At 56.1% G+C, this 17958-nt stretch carries 10 protein-coding genes and 2 pseudogenes; 7 read left to right on the plus strand and 5 right to left on the minus strand.

Translation table 11 applies throughout. The annotated features are described in order from the left end of the window. Positions 1–372, plus strand: a pseudogene (locus tag NCT04_RS00005) (DUF927 domain-containing protein); the annotation flags it as partial. 812 nt (positions 373–1184) lie between these two features. Then, positions 1185–1508: a hypothetical protein gene (locus NCT04_RS00010; RefSeq protein WP_250462364.1), complete on the plus strand. Its 324-nt coding sequence runs from the start codon at positions 1185–1187 to the stop codon at positions 1506–1508. 1760 nt (positions 1509–3268) lie between these two features. Here NCT04_RS00010 and NCT04_RS00015 read toward each other — a convergent pair. The 4 genes and pseudogenes from NCT04_RS00015 to NCT04_RS00030 all read right to left on the minus strand — a co-directional run bounded on the left by NCT04_RS00015 (position 3269) and on the right by NCT04_RS00030 (position 9651). Beyond that, entirely contained in the window at positions 3269–5254 is a 1986-nt protein-coding gene (locus NCT04_RS00015; protein WP_250462366.1) for a hypothetical protein, read from the minus strand. Positions 5255–5576: 322 nt separating this feature from the next. Beyond that, a complete protein-coding gene (locus NCT04_RS00020) occupies positions 5577–6908 on the minus strand; it encodes a DUF3443 family protein (RefSeq protein WP_250462368.1) in 1332 nt (443 codons plus the stop codon). Between the two features lie 916 nt (positions 6909–7824). Further along, positions 7825–8607: an alpha/beta hydrolase gene (locus tag NCT04_RS00025; protein WP_250462370.1), complete on the minus strand. Its 783-nt coding sequence runs from the start codon at positions 8605–8607 to the stop codon at positions 7825–7827. Positions 8608–9253: 646 nt separating this feature from the next. After that, positions 9254–9651: pseudogene (locus NCT04_RS00030) on the minus strand (tautomerase family protein). A gap of 102 nt (positions 9652–9753) precedes the next feature. On the opposite strand from NCT04_RS00030, the gene NCT04_RS00035 reads away from it, so the two are divergent. The 4 genes from NCT04_RS00035 (at position 9754) to NCT04_RS00050 (ending at position 16409) form a co-directional block, all read left to right on the plus strand. After that, positions 9754–10638: a LysR family transcriptional regulator gene (locus NCT04_RS00035; RefSeq protein ID WP_250462372.1), complete on the plus strand. Its 885-nt coding sequence runs from the start codon at positions 9754–9756 to the stop codon at positions 10636–10638. A 1136-nt stretch (positions 10639–11774) separates the two neighbouring features. Next, positions 11775–12956 (plus strand): efflux RND transporter periplasmic adaptor subunit, encoded by a 1182-nt coding sequence (locus NCT04_RS00040; RefSeq protein WP_250462374.1) that lies wholly within the window; start codon positions 11775–11777, stop codon positions 12954–12956. A 2-nt stretch (positions 12957–12958) separates the two neighbouring features. Next, positions 12959–14980 (plus strand): ABC transporter permease, encoded by a 2022-nt coding sequence (locus tag NCT04_RS00045; protein WP_250462376.1) that lies wholly within the window; start codon positions 12959–12961, stop codon positions 14978–14980. Continuing rightward, positions 14973–16409, plus strand: a complete 1437-nt coding sequence (locus NCT04_RS00050) for an efflux transporter outer membrane subunit (RefSeq protein WP_250462475.1) — start codon at positions 14973–14975, stop codon at positions 16407–16409. Before NCT04_RS00045 ends, NCT04_RS00050 begins: the two co-directional genes overlap by 8 nt. A 34-nt stretch (positions 16410–16443) precedes the next feature. Here NCT04_RS00050 and NCT04_RS00055 read toward each other — a convergent pair whose 3' ends face one another. Continuing rightward, entirely contained in the window at positions 16444–16731 is a 288-nt protein-coding gene (locus tag NCT04_RS00055; RefSeq protein WP_250462378.1) for a hypothetical protein, read from the minus strand. A 514-nt stretch (positions 16732–17245) separates the two neighbouring features. Here NCT04_RS00055 and NCT04_RS00060 point away from each other — a divergent pair. Next, positions 17246–17728, plus strand: a complete 483-nt coding sequence (locus tag NCT04_RS00060; protein ID WP_250462380.1) for a helix-turn-helix transcriptional regulator — start codon at positions 17246–17248, stop codon at positions 17726–17728. Positions 17729–17958: the final 230 nt, after the last annotated feature.

Below are 17958 nucleotides of genomic sequence, written 5' to 3' on the forward strand. Positions count from 1 at the left end.
CGAGCATGGCTAGAGAACCGAGGCGGCGCAGGCAATCACGAGCACGCGGCAATCCTTTCCCACGTCAAAGCGTTCTTCGAGGCCCACGAAGAATCGCGATTCACCGACCTCAATGATGTTTCAGACCGACCAACCATGAATCGCGCCGGGTTTAGGCGCGCAGTTGATGGAGCTTCGGAATACCTTGTCTTTCCGGAAGTTTTTAAGCGCGAAGTGTCTCAAGGCTTTGATCCGAAAGGCGCTGCCAAAGTGCTTGTGGATGCGGGTTGGATTCGGGTTTCGCCCGACGGAAAGTATCAACGAGTTGAGCGCATTCCGGGGAAGGGGAGTACACGCGTCTATGTATTTACTTCCCGCGTATGGTCTTCGTAACGCGTCTCTCGCGATCATCGAAATGTCGGTGTAACGGGTGTAGCAGGTGTAACGCGTCCCGGAAAGCCCTGTCTCATAAGCCTTTCGGCGTTACACCAACTATGTGATCGCGTTACACCGTTACACCGATGACACTTTATCCATGTTAGCGCGGCGTCGATGTCGTGGAGATCGGCACAGAAGTGTGCTGATCTCAGGTCCTAAAGTTTTAGGAACGGCGTCCGCTCGACGTCCGCGCGCGGTGCTGACTTATAACGCGGTCGCCACTCACGCGTCACCTCCTTGTGCCGGACGTTCTAAGATCCTCAGTCGCTGTCACGACGGCACACCTCTTCCGAGATCAGGCGCTCCAGGCGGAAAAGTGCCTCTAGCGTTTTTCTAAGTGCTAGTAACGAGCGTGCAACAGATAAGGATGTCTGGACGCGCCAGTCCGTCCCCACACAGGGCGCAAGTGCGTCTGCAAGATGGTCGAGCTCAATCGCAAGTTGTTGGCCATTCAGTATTCCGTTGTCAACCCGTTTCCTGATGCTAGCGGCCAACATTTGACAGTCGTACAGGTTCATTTTGCTATATGGCGCCGGCGCGCGAACTCCAACGTACCGAGATGCGGAGGCAAAAGCATCGCCGCCAGAACATGTAATTAAGCAGATTTTTACTATTATTAAAGCATGGACAAAAAGTAGGCCGCAGCAATCCGTGCTAACTTGTTTGCGCAGCGCGAACACCCGGCAGCTTATGTGCGAAGCGTTCTAGCGGTCCGAAACCACGAAATCCCTCGCGGCTGCCGGGGCTGCGATCTACTAGGCCGCCGCATGAAAACATCTCGCTTGATCTCCACAGAGGGGCAGCGCTTTGAATGTTCGACCCATGGTCAAAAGTTCATCGTGGCATTGGAAGACGGTACTGACTTCTCGCCGATTGCAAAGTTCGACTTGCACGTCTTCGAGGATATTCGTACGTCGGTTCTAGATGACTCCGCTATTGCAGGGAAGATCGTCGCCGACGAACTCGCGGCCGCTAAGACGAACGATCTCGTCATCTTCGTGTGCCCTAATCTCGCGGCGAAAGAATTGGTTCTGCTCGCGCTCGGACAGAAGCACTCCAACGAATCTACCGATGTCGACCTCAGGCCGTAACGCGAGCACCTAGCGGCTGCGCCCCGGATCCGGTGACCAGGTTGCCGGGGCTGTCGATCGCTGGCTTTATGCTCGTAGACGGGCAGATCAGTAAAGCGGTACAACGAGCAAACACGCGTCCCCTCTTTAAATCCTCCCTGCTTCGTCACGGCGATGAATCCCATCGCGCGGAGCTCATACAGCGCTTTGCTCAGCGCCGATGAAGAACTCCAGCCGAACTGTTTTTTCCTCACCGAGAGCGGGGCGCCGATGGACCCGTTGTTCGTCGTGGTCACCATCGACTTCATGTCCCACATCAGACAGCGCGCGGGCATGCTGAGCGCGCGATAGGCGTGACTTCGGATCATTTCCGCGTAGAGCTTGTCCAACTGCCGCGCGGATCTGCGTCCTTTTTCTTAGTCGCCAGGGCGCGCCCCTCTCTCCGAGACAGGATCGAGGCGGCCCACGCAGAAGCCGACGCCATCCATCTGTTCGCACATTTCGCGTGCCGCCGCCCACGCGGCTTGCTGGGTCGCGCAGGGCACGCCGAACGCGGTATTGCTTCGCTCGATTCCGTTCACCGTCGTGCCCGCACCGATAACGACGGGCAGGTACAGCGTTCACAGGAACCGAGGATCTCGGTGAGCGTGCTATTCATGGCTCGCCTCGCCGTTGTTCGTGACGGGCGAGAGACCGTGTTACACCTGGCGGTGTAACACGCAATCGGTGTAACGCGATTTGTGTAACGCGGAAACTCTTGCCCAGTTTGGGTTTGCGGCCAAAGTTACACCGGCTACACCTGTTACACCAATTTTGTGTAGCGGGTCGAACTGCGAGTGCTAGGCGACACAGGAAGCCGAGGACCTACCGACTGACGCAAATGGTCAGGCGCATCGCGTCTGTAAGCGGCTCGCCCTATTCGGCCTGGCAGGCGAGTATGCGACGGATCGCGGAATCACCGGATGGCAGCCCGGTGAAACACTCGCAGCCGCAGCCACGTGTTTTCGAGCATGGCTAGAGACCCGAGGCGGTGCCGGCAATCACGAGCACGCGGCAATCCTTTCCCAAGTCAAAGCGTTCTTCGAAGCTCATGAGGAGTCGCGCTTTACAGACCTTTACTCAGAAAGCGAAAGACCCACGCCTAATCGTGCGGGATATCGGCGCATGGTTGATGGGGGCGTCGAATACCTAGTCTTCCCTGAGGTATTCAGGCGAGAGATTTGTATTGGTCAAGATCTCAAAGCCGCTGCACGGGCGTTGATAGACGCGGGTTGGATCAAGCCCGCTGCCATCGGCTGGGCCCAGCGCGCCGAACGGGTTCCCGGCAAAGGGCCTACTAAGGTGTACGTCTTCACATCTGCCCTGTGGGAACAGACTCTCTGACCTTGCTGCAAACGCGGTTACAGCGGTTACGCGGTTACAGGTCAGATTGAAGCCTTATCAGATGGGCTTTTCCGCGTAACCGCGACGGTGTAACCGTGCACGCCTGTAACCGCGCCTGCGGTTACACCGGCTACGGGTTTGAATGGTCCAGAGCAGATTGCGCGGTTACAGCAAATCGCGGTTACAAAAAACGGTTACGCTACGAGCCTTGCCTGATAAGGGTCCGTGGATAGCGTAACTGATGTAACCGCTGTAACCGCGAAAATAAGTGTATGTCAGGAGGCTTGATTGAGTGGAGATCGACCACGCGCAGATACGTGGCCGCTAATTGCTCTGGGAGAAAAGCCTCAATGTAAGACTAGCCGCCATTAAGAACGGCGGCCAGTCAACAACGAGTTTTACTGCGCCGCCGCTGTGCTTGCGGCAACCGGCGGAGTTCCTACCCGATAGCAAGCGGGTGTAGCGCCCGGTTTCGGCCGCTGATAAATCAGCTTGTAGCCATTCGTGCCACTCGCCCATGACGCCTTCGACGCAAATGTCAGCACTGGACCTGCGTTGTTGCTCGAACTTACTGTCTGCGTGATGACGAGCGGTGCGAGCGCCGGATCGGTCTGTACCTTGTCGGCTTCGATAATTCGGCGTACATGCGAGAGGCTCGCGGCGTACCAGTCGGCTTTCATCGTCGCATTTTTGATTACGAAGGGACGATAGGCCGGTCCGGCATCGTGACTGTCGATGATCATCCACGGATCCTTGTCCGTCGATTCTCCCAACTCGGACACCGGCATGGGCTTGCCGTCCAACGTCGACAGGTAGGATGCGATGTCAACACCCAGACGCGATCCGACCTTGCCCAGCGTACCCAGATCGAAGTGCGCCGGATCGCTCGCTCTGAGCTCGCTGTAATGCTTGCCGGTCCAAGTGATAACGTGCGAGACATCGTAGCCGTCCGCTGTCGTGACCGTGCCGACGTTAGCCGGGACGGTCGCCTTTTGCGTAATGTACAGCAGGTCGCCCGGCTTCAAGTAACCGACCATGTTGGCGATGTTGCCCTGGTTGATATCCAGCAACACACCCGGCTCCTTTTGGCCTGAGCTTACGAGCGGATCATCGCCTGTAGAGCAAGCCTGCGAACCGATCCCCGTCTCGAGGTTATTCGTTTCCTGCGTGAGACCCGCGAAGTTGTACACCCATGAGGTGAAGTCTGAACAATCGACGCCTTGCCACTGAATCTCGTCACTTTGCGTCAAAGGCGTGAGGCTCTGCGACCCATCGGCGCGACGGTTCGCGGTGCAGGTCATCTTGGACGTGCTGCCGCCAGAAGTACTGCCCGAGGAGAAGTTGCGAAACTTAGCGGGCGACTTCGGCGGTAACCAGCCGGGGATGTGATGGTGGCAATAGTTGATGCCCTGATCGACCCAGTAGTTCTCCACAGCCATGACCAGTTCGCGCTGGAACGCGCCGACGTCGCTGCCGCAAGCTGCCGCCGTGACCGGGCCGTAGCTCGCGGCGAATGGACCCCACGTGCCGCCGTTGGCAAAGTTTTTCCAGTTCGCCACAGTGACGCCATTTCCGAGCTGTGCCTGAACTTCGTTCTTTCGATTGGCGAAGAGCGTGCCGAGCTCGCTTAACAGTTTTTCGCGATTCGTGCACGCCGCGCTGCTGATGGATACTGCGGCTGCATGACCGGGAATCACATTTTTAAGTGCCGACAGTTTCTTGATGCCGGACTTGTTGTGACTGCCGCCAACGTAAGCGGCCGCGGCAGTGGTAATCGCGCAGTTACCGCTGACCGGTGCGTCGAGCGTGCCGTCAGAGTTGATGTTGCCTGCACCGGCGTTACATTGTGCGAGGTTGTCGCCGTTGCCGGCTTGCGCGACGATATTTTGCGTGCTCTCGACGACCGAGAGGCCGAGCGACGTGCGGCTCTGTGACTCCGCGCCGAGCGCGAGCGCCATCTTCGAGCCATCGGAAACGTCCGTCGTAGTGCCGCTCGAAACGAAAGTCGGTGTGGTCGAGCTCACGTCGATGTCGCCCGCAAAGGCGTTCATACGCGACATCGCCGAGGCAATGTTGTCGGCAGTGAGGCCGCCCGCAGCACGTGCGTCGGCAACGACGGCGTTCGAATAGGTGGAAACTACCATCTGAGACGGCGCGGTCAGGTAGACCGCGTCAAGTTCGCCGTTTAGCGTGGTCGCGGTGCCGGTTGCCTCTTCCTCGTAAGAACCGCCCGTGACCCGTACGAACACCGGATAGTGCAGTGCCGATTTAAGCGTGAATGAGCCGTCGGACGCGGTAGTGGTAGTTGTGACGGGCTTGTCGGACACGGTGCCGTCCGCTGCAAGCTCATGAACCTCGACCGTCGCGTTGCTGAGCGGACCCATGTAGACACTGCCGGAGGTCGAAGGCGCAGAGCTGCCTCCGCATCCTGCAAATACGGAACAAAAAACCGCGAGCGTTGCGGCACTGATAAGGGTTGGTTTCACGAGTTCAAGGACGTTCAGTCTGGGTTTATGTGAATGGCGATGCGCCCAGGGCGCGCTCGCTGCTTATGTTGTTTCTCCCTGATGAAGCGATCGCACCGTCGATGCACGTTTTCAGTTCCCGAACCATCTCTTTTATTGACGGCTTGCGGACCATCAACTTGAGGGTGGCGTGAGCCGGTGCGATGTCGCTTCGGCGTGCAATTTCCTACCGCATCACGCGTTAGGGGAAAACGGCATCGGAAAACGCGTAATACGCATTGCTGGAACCGCTCGACCCGTCAGTCAGTTTGATAAAGACTTTGCGTCCGACAAAGAACGGCATACCCCAGACAAAGGCGCGCGAGTCCTTGTTAGCGACAATGGCAATATTTCTGAACGCGCCCTTACCGCTGTTAATCAGACTGGTTGAATCGCCGACACGAAAATTGGCGGTCGCTTCCGTAGTTTGGCCCTTCAGGGTCGCGGATAACGCTGCTTCGGGCGCTGCGCACCAGTGAGAGCCGCACGCGTGCACTCCAGCCGGCGAAGTGGCGAAGTAATATTCTTCGGTGCCTGTATCGAAGTAGCTCGCAGAGTACGACTGCCCGTTCCAAACCGTCGTGAAGGTTCCATCCGGCGCGAGATCGATCACGTTGGTAACGTCGAGTGAATTGTTCGAACGCGTTGCGATGCCGAGCGTAAGCGTCCCCGGTGTGGCGCTCGCGCCCGACTCCGGAACCGCCTGTACGTTGAGCACGTAGCCATTGTTATCAGACGGAAGAGCCGCTATCGGATGAACAACGCGAAAATTCGCGGCCACGGGCTTAGCGATGGGCGTGCACCCTTCTGCAGTGCACTCGTAGTACCGAGGTGTTCTGAGCGAAATGAAGCATGGATCCTTGCAATCGTTGAGGGATACCGGAGCAATCCCGAGCGTTCCGTTCGACGTCGGCTTGCTGCCCTTCGAACAGGAGTCGGGACGCGGATGATCGCCATACGACGCGCTTGCTTCATCAACGATCTGAATTGGAACACTCGATGCTTGGATGGCAGCTAACCGGACATCCGCGCGAGTCACTACTCCCCAAGCGGCCGATGAGACGAAGCGATAGCATTCCGCCAACGCATGTGCGTCGGGTCCTGCCATCGCCGAGAAGAGTTCAGGATGTTTGAGCGCGGAACGTTGCAATCGCAGGCCAACAGAGCCTGTATCCACCATGACGTTATTGACCGTTTCGCACATCGACGTGCCGGGCACGCAGACGGTGACGCTAATCAAGGCCCGGTTGATGTCATAGTTCGGCGTTTGCACGCTAATCGGTAATACGTTATCCGCAACTGTTGTCGCCGGGTTCGGCTCATTTGTGCCCACGACGGCGGAGGTCGATGCCGGCGCCGACGCACCGGTAGCGGTCGTCGCTGGGCCCGATTCGCCAGGAGCAGACGTCGACGCCGTCGAGGAGGCTGCGTTTGCTGCTGCCGCAGCTCCATTCGACGGTGTATTGGAGTTTCCTCCGCACGACACGAGGAAAGGAAGCGCAAGAAGAAAAAGAGTGCTGATGAAATGCCGCATGTCTGCTTGTGTCAAGAATAAGTTGATGCACCCGGAACATAGGCCGGGCTGAGGAAGGCATGCACAGCCTTTCAGGTTATCGACTGCGCCTGCGGTTCCTTGAGCAGTTTGTGATGTGTGAGGGCTCGAGAGTCGCTTCATCGCACATCGATGTTCAGATAGGAGAAAGCGTCCTTTCCTAACCCGTAGATGTGCCTGCACCAGGCCGATGTGTTCGCACAGGAAATAAAGCGCATCAGCATGGGGAAACGGACGCTGAAGTCGTTTAGCGACTGTTCAGCCGAAGCCAGTCCTTCAAGCAGCGAATGACGGTCGTCGTCATCGTCCAATAAAAGAGCCTTGCGCTCGACCGTCAGCAGACGGCCATAAGACCGATAAATGCGTGACCGGATTCGCCGGCGATATATTGCTGGACTCAGCCGGAGCGCCGGAACGATAGACACCATGAGAGGTAGGAGCAGCGGTAGCGCCCGATCGATCGCACTCGCGAGCCAAAAGGGCGTGTGCGGTAGAGGTAGCTGTTTCCGGAACGGTAATCACGAGTCGCCTGCTCGCTGATCGGAAGTCATGAGCGATGAGATTAGGATTGTCCACCCCGTTGCTTGATCGTCGATTTTCCGTGAACCTCGTGTGGCGCCTCGATGAGCAGATCGGACGGCGCAGGATGTAGGCGCCGTTATGCTACGACGCTAGACAGTCGGTGAGACGAGGCGCAATGCTGCACTTACCGGTACGAACTTGCGCACTACACTTCACGCCGAATTGAGCGCGATCACATTTTCAGCCCCATGACGGCTGCGGGCCTCTTTCTTAATTCTTCCTTCTTCCACGCTCTTGCGTCTCAGCTACGCTCAACCAAAGGAGTATCACCGCGTACGAGACATCCAGGGTTCGATCGATGCACGGATTGGCAGACTTATCGCTGTTGAGCAACGGCAGCCAGTATCTGATCTGCAACTTCGTTCGGATGCGAAATGAGCACAACGTGGCTGGCCTCGATCTCAGTGGTCTTTGCGTGCATGCGCTTGGCCATGAAGCGCTCCAAATCGGCGTTGATGGTTCGGTCTTCGGTCGATACCACGTACCACGTTGGTTTGTCGCGCCATGCGGCCAGGGTCGTTTTTGCCATCGTGATCGCCCGCCCCACCGGTTGCTGAACGGCGAAGTAGGCACGAGCCTCCGACTTCGGAAGGTCACCCGCAAAGTCATTGACGAATGCCTGCTCTGACAGACTTCCATAACCGTCGGGTGACCACTGCAAACCTGTGGAAGCAGGCGCGGGCGGAAATTTTTTGGTCAGGGCAACATAGTCCTCATTCGCGTCGGGCGCACGCGCAGCGACGTAGACAAGCCCGCATACCTTGGGATCATCGCCCGCTTGGCTGATGACCATCCCACCATAGGAATGGGCGACAAGCAGCGTCGGGCCATCCTGCTGGGAGAGGACACGCTTAACGGCAGCGACGTCCGCGTCAAGGGAGGTGGTGGGGTTCTGTACCGCCGTAACGTGCAGCCCTTTGGCTTGCAAAAGTGGAATGACCTTCATCCAGCTGGAAGCGTCGGCAAAAAGCCCATGTACCAGCACGACGTTCTTTGCAGACCCGCACGCGGAATCGCTAATGCTTTGCGCGAAACCCGGATCTGCTGTGAGAAGCGCAGCACAGGCGATGGCAGCGACCGCTATTGCCTTCAACTTCATTGAGATACTCCAAGTAATATCGAATATCTGTGAGGCGCACGCTGCTAATCGCGCCTCTCCAGTGTGATGCGAAGCAAGCACGATCGCATCCATCGCTGGCTTCGTATATCGGTCAAATGACCGGCCTTGTCAGCCGGTAGAGGTGTCCTCGACGATTGGCAACCAACACGCGTTGATGATCCGGACCGAAGCCGCCGATGGATCGTGTAGCCCCAGCGATCGCGAGCAGCGGTGCTTGCGAGCACTGTGTCTAGCGGTGCCGGCGAGACTCTGGCGTTACCGTAAGAAGCACTCGTAATTCGCGCGCTGCTAGTCAACGAAACCGTCCCGGGGGATAGGACGATCCTTCATGGCAGAATCTTTTAATGCATTACCTGTACATTCGCGATCCGCATTTGACTCGAAGTGACGTACCTTCGGCCGGCGATGAAGGCACCCGTTCGAGTGTCGAACGTTTTCGTTCAGTTGCGGGCGAGTGCGACTGGATCCAGCATTTTTGCAGCAGGCCACGGCGCTGGCCAACACACCGAGCGAGCCGATTGTTTCCAAAAAGTCCGCGAGCATGGCTTTCTCATCAAAAGTGGATGACCCGTGACCAATGCCCATTGTGAGTCTCGGCAAGTGCCACGAATCTTGAGACGATCGTCTAGACGCCTGCCTTCTGGTGTCGCCACTCTTGCGTCCGTCCGCCGAATCCATATGCGGCGGCGCGAGCGTCGATCAGATACACGTATGACACTTCGTGAACCTCTGCTCTCAAGCCGCACATTACTTCGTGCACTTGGCGGATGAAGTTGGCCTTTTCTGCCTTTGTATTTGTCTCGTCGGTAATGCTCACCTCGACGAAATACGATGCAGCAGACAATTCAGCTAGGCTTTTCCCCCCGATCAGCCAATCCTCGTCGGCGATGTAGTCGAGTGTCACGGCCATGACAGCCGGATCCTTGCCAAGGACGTCCGCTGTCAGCTGACTAATCGCTTCGGCGGCTCGGCGGCCAAGATCACGATCACGAGATCCTGAGTTTGAATGTTGATATGAGGCATGTTCGTTCCTGTCTGTGATTAATGCTCGTATAGTGGCTGTCATTAACGAATCCGAAAAGCGGGAAGATCAGCTATGATCCATCGGCATCTCCGGGGGATGAAATGCACGTTTTCGACGTCGAGCAACTGAAATCGTTTATCGCCGCAGTGGAAGCAAGGAGCATTACGGCTGCTGCCCCTGCGCGCAGTCTTTCGCAATCAGCTTTGAGCGAGCAACTTGCGAAGCTTGAAGCCCGAGCGGGTCAGACATTGCTGCTGCGGGCCAAGAGCGGCGTCACGCCTACCGCTGCAGGCATTCAACTGTTACGCCACGCAAGGAGGATCGTCGGTTTGTCGGAAGCTGCATGGCGAGACATGCATGCGATTCCCGAGGACATCGAGATAGCAATCGGTGTTACGGGTTACTTTCGCAGCGCAGAACTCGGACAACTGCTCGCGCGAACAGTGACAGACTGCCCCCGGATCCGATTGCGAAGCCTCGTTGGCATGAGCTCCGATATTCAGGCAGCGTATGAACGAGGCGAAATCGAACTTGCCTTGCTGATGAGCCTAATAGGCGTAAAGTCGCTTCGGCTGAACGACAGCACGGAGCTCGGTGTCGAGCCACTGCAGTGGGTGATTGGTGCCAAACGCTCGAATCCTCTGCCGGGGCGCCCCTTGCCCCTTGTCCTCCTGCCGGAATTCTGCTCGCTGCATCGCCTTGCAATAGATAGCCTTCGTAAAAGGGGCATTGCTTTCTATGTGAGTCATATCGCGTCCGGCGTTGACGACCTCACCGCCGCCCTAGAAGCTGGGCTCGGCGTGGGTTGTCTCAATGCTTCTGCGGCCGCGCGACCTGGATTGCGGCAGGTGTCAAAACCAACGCTTCCAAGCCTCCCAAAGGCTCGGTTCTTTCTCAGGTCACGACGCGAGGAGCGCTTTGATGAGAAGTCGGAGCTACAGGAATTAGCCGCCGTCGTGATGAAACATTTCACAGAGCGGGCTTGAACAGAAACACTTGCCGGCCCAGATGCAGCCGCTTGCCACCGCCCGTGCCCGGCCCGCTACCGCCCCCGGCGAGCGTTCGGCATCACTGCCTGCTTCTTGATTTTCGAGAGACGCATTCCTGCGTCGCCTGTATGGATCAATGAACGCTCACACGCTTGCGGTAACGATGCGTCGCAACAGCTGCCAACTCAGAGCGACAGATTCGTACACGTCCAATGTTAGATGGACGACGAATCTCCTAGACTCGAAATTCGAGGTTCAGGGATCGAACGGATGGGAAAGGTAACCTTCACCGGATTGCCTGTTGCATCAAGTTTCGGCTTCAATTGGATAACAAGCGCGAAGACGTCAGACATGGCGTTGCGCGCACCGTGTGTCTCACTGTGCCAATCGACCTTTAAGAGGCGCGAATCCATAAGAATGCAAATGGATCGACAGCGACCTACTGCCAGCAGACCGGAGAAGTTCGGTGATAAAGCCGGAAGCGCGTGCAATGCTGATTCACGGTTTCCTTGGCCGGGTGGCGAAGGCTGGAACGGAAGACGCCGGAACCGTTCCTTCAAGTTCAGTCCATCTTAGCGCCAGGGAAATCTCGTCTCGATATAAGCGGAGGAACAACGCCGTAACTGCTGAAGCCAATGTGGCTTTGCCACTTTCGTACGTGTCGCATTCCAGATAGAGGATTCGGGCGGGTAGAGTAGTTGTTGGCTAGCTTGCGGAAGGAAATCTCGGCTATTAAAAAATTCAGGAATGTGTGTAGTAGGGCCGGCCATTTGTGTGATTTGAGCGGTCCTAATCAATCTGTGGTCGCTCTTTTCCGATGATTATCATTTGCCGCAACACACTAGCTCTGTGCTGAGCCCGGCATCGGCAGCAGCCAGTCCGCCGCAGTTTTGTCCTTGGGAAAGATCCCACCGATGGGCGATACGCCCAGGTCAGCATCCTTTCGATTCTGTCGCGCCTTAACTGCTTACCGCTATCCCTTTGCACTTCCCCGTGACCACGAGCGGTCAATTTCAGACGAAGTTAAGGAGGGCAACGGCGCTGACTCATCTTGAGGCGGTTCCCTATTGCGCACTTCAACCCACGCTTGCAGCACGCTCGTAGGAACGTCTTCGCGTTTGCTAAGAAACATCATGCTAAAGAAATTTTTGGTGGTGGTCGTCCTTGCTCTTGCGATCACTGCAGTCGTTGTCGCCGCGCTGTGGTGCCGGATTGATATGAAATCGAACTTTCGCACTGTGCGCGTAGAAAAAGGTGATGTTGACGACGTGGTTTTGGCAGAAGGGACGCTTGAAGGTAGAACCCAGGTAGACGTGGGTTCACAGGCTTCCGGCCAAATCAAATCTTTGAAGGTTCACGTTGGAGACAAGGTAACGAAAGGGCAATTGCTTGCGGAGATCGACCCTACCGTCGCAGAAAACGAGCTGAAAGAAGAGCAGGCCCGCGAGGATCAGCTGGTTGCAGACAGGGCAGCCGCGCACGCTAAGCTGTTTGAAGCCGAAATGGCAATGCGTCGCCATCACCTCATGCTCGCCGAAGAAGCAACCTCGCGTCAGGACAATATCAGAGCTGAGACTGAGTATCGGAGTCGAAAGGCCCAGCTGGAGAGCATTGACGCCAGTATCCGCAGTGCCCACATGAAAGTCGAAACTGCCAAGGCACATCTTGACTTCACGAAGATTGTCGCACCGAGCGAGGGAGAAGTCGTAGCGATCGTTTCGCGAGAGGGGCAAACGGTAAATGCGCAGCAGGAAACTCCAGTCATACTGAGGCTTGCCGACCTCGGCACGATGACGGTGAGCGCAGAAGTGTCCGAGGCGGACGTGCATCGGGTACGTCTCGGCCAGACTGCCTGCTTTACGACCCTAGGGGAGCCGGACCAACATTACTGCGGGAAGCTGCGTTCGATAGAGCCGGCGCCCCGGGGGTATATTGAATCCGCTCGTCAACGCGGTACGGGCGGCGAAGAATCGACGCACCGGGCCGTTTTCTATAACGCGCTTTTTGACGTTCCTAATTCGAAACGCAAGCTTCGTATCGCGATGACCGCCGACGTTCGAGTAGCGATCAATTCGAGTAAAGAGGTCCTGATTATTCCGTCCGAAGCGTTGGGGGCAAAAGCACCTGATGGGCGGTATCAAGTTCGGGTTATCAACGATCGGGGCGAGATTGTTCAGCGCAGCGTTCGGATCGGCCTGAACAACAACGTTAAGGCAGAAGTTCGCGATGGGCTTGCTATTGGAGAGGCGGTGCTTATTGACGACGGATTGGCATTCAATTCGCCTACAGACCCAGCTATCTCAGATGGGAGCTAATCATGTCAGAGCCGCTTATTCAGCTCTCGAATGTTAGTCGCCACTATGAAGCGGGAGGTGAGCACATAGTCGTTCTTGAAGATATAAACCTCACCATCAATGCCGGCGAATTCGTCGCTATCGTTGGGACATCTGGTTCTGGGAAGACAACCCTACTAAATATCATCGGATGTCTTGCTCGCCCAAGTGCCGGCACTTACAAACTCGATGGTCAACTTGTGTTCGACGCAGATGGCGAAAAATTGGCGAAGCTGCGGCGTGAATATTTTGGATTCATTTTCCAGCGTTACAACCTGCTTTCTCACTTAAGCGCGGCGGAGAACGTGGAAGTTCCTGCAGTGTACGCGGGCACGCCGTCCGTCGAACGACGTCATCGCGCTGAAAAGCTCTTAAGCCTTCTCGGGCTAGCGCGTCGGGCCAGGCATCGTCCTAATCAGCTATCAGGTGGTCAGCAGCAGCGAGTGAGCATTGCGCGAGCGTTGATGAACGGCGGGACGGTGTTACTCGGTGACGAGCCTACCGGGGCGTTGGATTCGAAGAGCGCTCGCGAGGTCATGGAGATCTTTGACGCACTTCATCGTCAGGGTCACACAGTAGTCTTGGTTTCTCATGATGAACGCGTCGCGGAGCATGCTCATCGAGTAATCAAAATAGAGGACGGCAAGATCGTGGATGACAGGCCAACCTCTACGGCGAAAACTGAGGATGCTTATTCTAGCGTTGCGCTGCCTGTCGGTTCGCACTGGCTTGGCTTATCGATTTCCGGCGAAAAAAATGAATGCCCCGCTATGGGCGCATCTTGTCAGAAGAGGAGTGTGGTAACACGTATCGGTTGCCTACGAACAAGCGTGGGAATCGCGCTGAGGAGTCTCGCGAATAACCGGCTGCGTACAGCACTCACAATGCTCGGAGTTGTCATCGGCGTCGCCGCAGTAGTGTCGATAGTCGCGCTAAGCCTTGGTGCGGAAGAACGCACTCTTGACACGATCCGCTCGTTGGGAACGAACACAATTACCTTCTGGCCGATCGGCGACTCCGATAAGGCGAGCCCATCGTTGAGAAAGTCATTAACGCTTGCCGATTTGAAGCTACTGGCGGCCCAGGACTATGTCGATAGCGGGACGGCCGAAATTGAAAAATTTGTTCTGATACAGCATGGACACGCTCACGGACGCGGAAGACTTGTTGGTGTGAACAAAGACTATTTCAGGGTGCGAGGTTTGAGCTTCCTGCGAGGGACGGGATTCGATGACGACGAATTCGCAAAGAATACTCAAGTGGTCGTTATTAGTCAGGCAGCGCAGCGAAAGTTATTTGGCCAGTACGGCGACGCAATGGGCCAAGTTATCGCGGTCAACAACGCGCCAGCGACAGTGATAGGGGTCGTAAAAGAAAAGCGCGACATGTTCTCCGACCCCAGTGCATTAGACGTCTGGATGCCACTGTCGGCCGCAACAACCCGAGTCATGGGACGCCAGCTGCCGGATCGACTTATCGTGCGTGTGCTTGGCGATCACAGCACTGACGACGCGGAAGCCCGTCTCAGTGACGTGCTTGCGCAGCGTCATGGTCGCAAGGACTTCGCTACGTTCAATGCTAATAGTTTTGCCAAGCTACTCAATAAGACCCAAGACATTATGACAACACTTATGATCGTAGTAGCGATCACGACGCTCGGTGTTGGCGGCATCGGCGTCATGAACATGATGCTAGTCTCAATCAAAGAGCGCACGCGCGAAATCGGAATCCGCATGGCGGTAGGGGCGCGACACAGCGATATCTTGCAGCAGTTCCTCTTAGAGGCAGTGTTTCTTTGCGTTTCAGGTGGATTGATAGGACTGGTCCTGTCCCTCGCGTTGAGTGAATGTGTCTCTTACTTTGCCAATGATTGGGCGATGCTTCAGTCTCCCATCACAGCTGCGACAGCATTCGCATCGTCGACGCTCGTAGGCGTTATTTTTGGTTTGATGCCGGCTCGCCGTGCTGCTCGGCTCGACCCTATCGACGCGCTTGCACATGATTAGCCGCAGACTGTCTACAATCGCAAAGCGATCCAGCGAGGCTTCGTTTGCTTGCGCCGTTCTGTCGATTGCTGGCTGTGTTGCGCCGCAACTGCCAGGAGTACCGCCAGCAGAAGTCCCAGTGAACTGGAGCGCTCCGACGGCGGCCAATGGATCGAACGTTGCAGAGGAATGGTGGCGGGAGTTTGGGGATGAACGCCTTAATCGGTTAGTCCGCAGTGTCGTTGAATCTAACACTGATCTGCTGATAGCGGCCGACCGCCTGCGTCAAGTGCAATTGGAGGCAACAAACACTTCGACGGATATGACGCCAAGAGTCACCGTGGGCGGCAACATTGGTTGGGGCACGGAGTCTCTCACGTTGCGCCGCATGCGTTCGCGCGGAGGAGATGTCAACGCGTCGCTTAATTACGACTTAGACGTTGGTGGGAAGCTAGCTGCTGAACGCGATTCAGCGAACTGGCTTGCGAATGCAGAAGAGCACGGCGCAGATTGGGCTCGACTAGGAATAATTAGCGCATGTTTGAAGAATTACTGGATGCTTGGCTTGCTTAACGAGCGCTTAACGCTTTCTAAGGACCGGTTGGCCTACGCCAAGCGGACTCTTGCAATAGTGCAGGCGCGCTACGATGCGGGAAGCGCGTCCAGGGTCGATGTCGTTCAGGCGCGGCAGACTGTGCTTGCCGAAGAAGTGACCATCGATCAAATCGCCAAGGAGCTTTTGCAGAATAGAAACGCGTTGGCGATCCTAGTAGGCGGGCCACCCGAGACCGCCATCGACATCCCGGATAGACTGATCACCCGATCCCTCCCACCGGTAGCTGCGGGACTACCAGCGGATGTTATTCATCGCCGCGCTGATGTACGTGCAGCGGAATGGCGAGTGCGGCAAACGCTAGCGAACATCGATGTTGCTCGTGCTAGCTTGTATCCGTCGCTATCGCTTACCAGTTCCGTGGGTACATTGAGCGATGACCTAGCGCGCTTCCTAACCAATCCTGTGGCCAACGTGGGGCTGGCCATCGCGTTGCCATTTGTCGATTGGAACCGGACTCAGCTGCGAATAAAAGTGTCGCAGTCGGATTACAACGTCGCAGCGCTCCAATTCCGAAAGGCAATTTATATTGCGCTCCAGGAGGTCGAAGACAGGTTGACGGCTAGCGCTCAATTCGAACGCGAAGAGGCCAAGCTGCAGGAGCGACTTGAGCAGTCTCGCTTAGCCGAACGCTTGGCCAAAGCGCGTTTCACTGCCGGTGAAACGGACGTACAGCCGTGGTTGCAAAGCCAGCAGTCGGTGCAACAAATTCAGGAAGCTTTGGCACAAAATCACTTCGACCGTTTGACGACCCGCGCGGCGCTATTGGTGGCACTCGGCGGTGGGGATAAAGGCGCGTCGCCAAAGGTCACGGGGGAGGCAGAAAGAAAAATGTAGCTCAGTGTTTCAATGTGCATCAAATTCGCTGATCTTATAAACGACGCGGTGACTGTATCTTGGCATCACTTAGTGGATCAAGGGGCGCAGTTAGGATTGGAGCGGTAGCGTATTTATTCTGACGGACGAATGCGCGAACGGCTTGCAAAAGCTCGGTATTCATTGCTTCCTGCACTGTGCTGCAAGCTCTTAATGCCAATTCAACTAGAGCCGCATCGGAAATTTTCCCGTAATGAACTTTACTACCCACTTGAACGCCGATTTGCACCCAGGTGTCCCGGGTTCGTTCATTTATGAACCAAGCCTTGGTGATATGTTTCATGCTTAGCACCGGTCAATTATTTTGAGTATGGCATTAAGCCGCTTCCGATGAGGATGCGTCTCAACGTAGCGGGCCGTTCACAAATCCAAGTTCTTGTACAGCCGAAGTGAAGTTCGACGTGCGCAAAGTCCTCGCGAAAGCCGCTGTCCAGCTTCGCGACGTGCCTGGCTCAGTAACAGAGCTCTCAGCCAGTGCGACGGCGATGCTGCTCGAGGATCGATAGGTGGGAAGCCAGATCCCGTCCCCGAACAAAATCATACTTATCCGATTGTCTGATGCTACATCTCTAATTAGTCTCGACAGTTTTCTTCCTGCGGAGATAGCGATGCCAATTAGGGTTGTTTGTGCTGGCGGCCATCTTATTAGCGCACTTGGCACTGAGGCGGCGGTTCGTCAGTGCGCCGGGGTCAGGACCATCGCTACGACCCACTGCGCAGACACGTTGGCGAATCTAGCGGTCGACTGTGATGTAATCGTCGCGGACCTTCAAAGCGTTAGTTCGCGGCAAAACGCCTTGGGCGAACCATTGCTGTCCCGCATACGTGCGGGTCATATTGACGTTGGCCTGGTCCTGCATTCTTGCATAAAAAATGAAGCATTTCTTGCAACTCTGTCGGCAATGAGGGCCGTTCACGCGGTGCTCGATAAGGATGATGTCGGCAGGGATTTGAAGGCTGCCATTCATGCGGCTCACATCCGCAAAAAATTCGTTTCGTCTACACTTGCTAAATACTCGGCAAAGCTGCCCAGACGTGGCCAAAGTTATCAGCCCCTTACTGCCTGTGAAATCGACGTTCTAAAAGCTACGCTTGCTGGTCAATCACTCAAGGCGATTGCCTTGGCACGCCACCGCTCGAAGCAGACTATCTGCACCCACAAAACGAACGCCATGCTCAAGCTCGGCGTGGCAACGACTGCAGAACTGTTTCGGCTGTTTTCTGAAGATGACGTCTGCATCCTGCATGACAGTGCAGTTGATGGCCCATTTAGTCTTTAACGTCGATTGGAATAGGTGGCTGCAGGAGGAGGGGCTCGGTGAATGCAAAATGCATCGCCGAAGCATGGCTCGGCCTTCGAAGAATCAGTGTACGAAGCGGTCGATCCTTCTAATTTCGCGCCTGACGCGCCAACATCATATTTGTAAGCGGCTGGGGATGATGACAATGGGATATCGCCGCCCAATGCACCCGCGTCGGCAATACAAGAGCGCAGGCACCGAATGCCTCG

This window comes from Caballeronia sp. GAFFF2 (assembly GCF_023631485.1).
GTDB lineage: Bacteria > Pseudomonadota > Gammaproteobacteria > Burkholderiales > Burkholderiaceae > Caballeronia.